The 4048-nt window shown below is 65.5% G+C and carries 3 protein-coding genes; all 3 read left to right on the top strand.

The features are described from left to right. Positions 1–755: diaminopimelate epimerase (dapF, locus tag EN893_RS22205; RefSeq protein WP_128361775.1), on the top strand; the 755-nt coding region annotated here is incomplete at its 5' end. Beyond that, positions 755–2068 (top strand): tRNA (N(6)-L-threonylcarbamoyladenosine(37)-C(2))-methylthiotransferase MtaB, encoded by a 1314-nt coding sequence (gene mtaB / locus EN893_RS22200; protein WP_127268400.1) that lies wholly within the window; start codon positions 755–757, stop codon positions 2066–2068. The genes dapF and mtaB, both read left to right, overlap by 1 nt. Positions 2069–2079: 11 nt before the next feature. After that, positions 2080–4035, top strand: coding sequence for a signal recognition particle-docking protein FtsY (ftsY, locus tag EN893_RS22195; protein ID WP_127272404.1), 1956 nt, complete (start codon positions 2080–2082; stop codon positions 4033–4035). The last annotated feature ends 13 nt before the right edge of the window (positions 4036–4048 follow it).

The following is a 4048-nucleotide window of genomic DNA, read 5'->3' as shown; positions in this document are numbered from 1 at the left end:
GCTTCGACCAGATCATGGCGATCCACGACGCAAGGACGCCGGGCACCGCCTTTTTCATCGACATATTGAATTCCGACGGAACTGGCGCGCAGGCCTGCGGCAATGGCATGCGCTGCGTCGTCCAGGCGCTCGCCGCCGAGACCGGCCAGAAGATCTTCACCTTCGAAACCGTGGCGGGCATCCTCAATGCGCGCGAACATGCCGACGGCTCGATCTCGGTCGATATGGGCACGCCACGCTTCGGCTGGCAGGATATCCCGCTGGCCGAGGAATTCCGCGACACCCGCATGATCGAGCTGCAGATCGGCCCGATCGACGCGCCGGTGCTGCATTCCCCCTCGGTCGTCTCGACGGGCAATCCGCACGCCATCTTCTGGGTCGACAATGACGTCTGGTCCTATGAGCTCGACCGCTTCGGCCCGCTGCTCGAGAACCATCCGATGTTCCCCGAGCGCGCCAACATCACCATCGCTCAGGTTACTTCGCCCGAAACCATGATCATCCGCACCTGGGAGCGCGGCGCCGGACTGACCAAGGCCTGCGGCTCGGCCGCCTGCGCGGCCGTGGTGGCCGCGGCCCGCACCAACCGGACCGGCCGCAGCGTTAGCCTGTTGACGCCAGGCGGCGGTACGCTGCATGTCGAATGGCGCGACGATGACCATGTGGTGCTGACCGGCGCCGCCGAATGGGAATTTTCCGGCAGCTTCGACCCGTCGAACGGGACATGGGCCCGCGACACCGAAAGCGCGGCCTGATGTCCGCTCTGCCCAAGAGCCCGGTGTCCAAGGGCATCGATGTCGTCACCTTCGGCTGCCGGCTCAACACCTATGAATCGCAGGTGATGCGCCGCGAGGCTGAAAGTGCCGGTCTGGGCGCGCTGGAAGGCGGCGCTTTGATCTTCAACACCTGCGCCGTGACAGGCGAAGCAGTGCGCCAGGCCAAGCAGGCGATCCGCAAGGCCCGCCGCGACAACCCACGGGCACGCATCATCGTCACCGGCTGCGCCGCGCAGACCGAGCCTGAAAAATTCGCCGCCATGGACGAGGTCGATCTCGTGCTTGGCAATGAAGAGAAGCTGAACGCCAATTCCTATCGCGCGCTGCCGGATTTCGGCGTCAACGACACCGAGAAGGCGCGCGTCAACGATATCTTTTCGGTGCGTGAGACCGCAGGCCACATGGTCGACGCCATCGAGGGCCGGGCGCGCGCCTTCGTCCAGGTGCAGAATGGCTGCGACCACCGCTGCACCTTCTGCATCATTCCCTACGGCCGCGGCAATTCGCGCTCGGTGCCGATGGGCGCCGTGGTCGAGCAGGTCAAGCGGCTCGCCGGCAACGGCTATGCCGAGATCGTGCTGACCGGCGTCGACATGACATCATTCGGCGCCGATCTGCCGGGGGCGCCGAAGCTCGGCAAACTGGTGAAAACAATCCTGAAACAGGTGCCCGACGTGAAGCGGCTGCGGCTGTCGTCGATCGATTCGATCGAAGCTGACGACGATTTGCTCGATGCCATCGCCACCGAGCCCAGGCTGATGCCGCATCTGCATCTGTCGCTGCAATCGGGCGACGACATGATCCTGAAGCGGATGAAGCGAAGGCACCTACGCGATCAGTCGATCCGCTTCTGCGAGGATGTGCGCAAGCTGCGCCCCGGTATCGTCTTTGGCGCCGACATCATCGCCGGCTTCCCGACCGAGACCGACGAAATGTTCGAGAACTCGGAAAAAATTGTCGAGGAGTGTGGCCTGACCCATCTCCACGTCTTCCCCTTCAGCCCACGCGAAGGCACGCCCGCCGCGCGCATGCCGCAGCTCCGCCGCGAGGTCGTCAAGCAGCGCGCCGCCCGGCTGCGTGCCGCCGGTGAAGCTGCCTATTTCAGGCATCTGTCGTCGCTCACCGGAACGCGCCAGTCGATCCTGATCGAGCGCGACGGCCTTGGCCGCACCGAGGGTTTTACGCTTGCCGCACTCGGCACGGGCGCACCGGGTGAGATCGTCGAGGCTGAGATATCAGGCCACGATGGTAGCAGGCTGATCGCGGCGCCCCTTGCCGCCCGCGCCGCCTGAGAACGCAAAGCATGGCTGGTTTTTTCAAGAAGATATTTTCGTTCGGCAAGAAAGAGGTTGTCGAGGAGCGGATCGACGAGACCGCCCCGCTGCCGCCGATCAAATGGGAAGCACTCGATGCGCTGAAGCCGGCGGCCGAACAGGTCGTTCCGGAGTTCTTGAAGCGCGACGAGCCGCTGCCCGAGGCGGAAACGACGCCGGCGCCGGTAGTCGAGCCGGAGGTAATTCCTGCGCCGCAACCGGCGCCTGTCGAGGAACCGGCGCCCGAGCCGGAGCCAACCATCCCGCCAGTACCGGAGCCGGCTGTTCCCTCAGAGCCAGAACCTCTGCCGGAGCCCGAGCCGGAAGAAGAACCAGCGCCCGAGACGCCAGCCGAGCCGCCGGCGCCCGAGGAGATACCAACACCTCCCGCCGTTCCGGAACCCACGCCCGAACCGCAGCCGCAAGAAGTCCCTGCTCCGGCGCCGGCCGAGCCGGAGATCATCCCGTCGCGGCCGGAAAAGCAGCCGGAGCCGGCCCCGGTCGAAGTGCCGACGCCTGTCGAGGTCCCAGCCGAAACACCAGCCCCGATCGAGGTGCCGACACCGGCGCCGTCCCCTCTTCAGCCGTCTTCAGAGGTCAGCGCAGCCCCTCATCCGCCTGCCGGCACCTTCTCCCCGTATAGAGACGGGGAGAAGGGGGCTAGCGGTGAAGCTGCGCCTCCTCTTGCAAACATCGAAGACGAAGCCTCAACGCTGACGCCTCCCTCTCCCCGTCCTTCACGGGGAGAGGGTAGGGGTGAGGGGCAGCACGAACTTGCGAAAGATTCGGCGCCACCCGTGGAAGCCATGCCGGCTGCTCTCGTGGCCGAAGCGCCCGCCGCCGAAATCGCACCTCTCATTCGCCAGCCGGCCCCGGTCGAATCGCAGCCGGTCATTGCGGAAATCGCGCCCGAGCCGCAGCCTCTTCCACAACCCGCGCCGGAGCCGAAAGCCGCCCCCGGCAAGGTGACCGTCACCAAGAAGGTCGAGCAGAAAGCCGAGCCGCAGAAGGCGCCCGAACCGGCACCGAGGCGCTCCTGGTTCCAGCGCATGAAGGACGGGCTTGCCCGCTCCTCCAAGGAGCTCACCGGCAACATTGCCGGCGTCTTCACCAAGCGCAAGCTGGATGAGGAGACGCTGCAGGATCTGGAGGATGTGCTGATCCGCGCCGATCTCGGCATGGAAACGGCCTTGCGCGTTACCGACGCGCTGGCCGCCAGCCGCTACGGCAAGGACGTCTCCGACACCGAGGTCCGCGCCATCATGGCGGCCGAGGTGGAAAAAGTGCTGACCCATGTCGCCATGCCGCTGGAGCTCGATCTCTCGCACAAGCCGCATGTCATCCTGGTGGTCGGCGTCAACGGCACCGGCAAGACCACCACGATCGGTAAGCTCGCCGCCAAGCTCACCGATGGCGGCCTGTCGGTGATGCTCGCCGCCGGCGACACCTTCCGCGCCGCTGCGATCGAGCAGCTGAAGATCTGGGGCGAGCGGACGAAATCGCCGGTCATCGCCTCCAAGATCGGCGCCGATGCCGCAGGGCTCGCCTATGACGCCTTCGAGAAGGCCAGGGAAGCCGGTTCCGACGTGCTGATCATCGACACCGCCGGCCGCCTGCAGAACAAGACCGAACTGATGGCCGAGCTCGAAAAGATCGTTCGCGTGCTGGGCAAACTCGATCCGGAAGCACCGCACACCGTGCTGCAGACGGTCGACGCCACCACCGGCCAGAACGCGCTCAACCAGGTCGAGATCTTCCGCAATATCGCCGGCGTCAACGGCCTGGTGATGACCAAGCTGGACGGCACGGCACGCGGCGGTATTCTGGTGGCGATCGCGGCAAAACACAAATTGCCGGTTTATTTCATCGGCGTCGGCGAACAGGTCGACGACCTCGAACCGTTCTCAGCAAGCGAATTCGCCAGGGCGATCGCTGGAGTAGCCTAACAAGCATGTCCCA

Origin of the sequence: Mesorhizobium sp. M7A.F.Ca.CA.004.04.2.1 (assembly GCF_004022825.1) — a bacterium.
In the GTDB taxonomy this organism is placed as follows: Bacteria; Pseudomonadota; Alphaproteobacteria; order Rhizobiales; family Rhizobiaceae; genus Mesorhizobium.
Note: the sequence above shows the minus strand (reverse complement) of the source record. Positions and strands in the feature narration are given on the sequence as shown.

Excerpts from the sequence above, each read along its gene's own strand:
- ftsY (WP_127272404.1), top strand. The coding sequence starts at position 2,080 with ATGGCTGGTTTTTTCAAGAAGATATTTTCGTTCGGCAAGAAAGAGGTT.
- mtaB (WP_127268400.1), top strand. The coding sequence starts at position 755 with ATGTCCGCTCTGCCCAAGAGCCCGGTGTCCAAGGGCATCGATGTCGTC.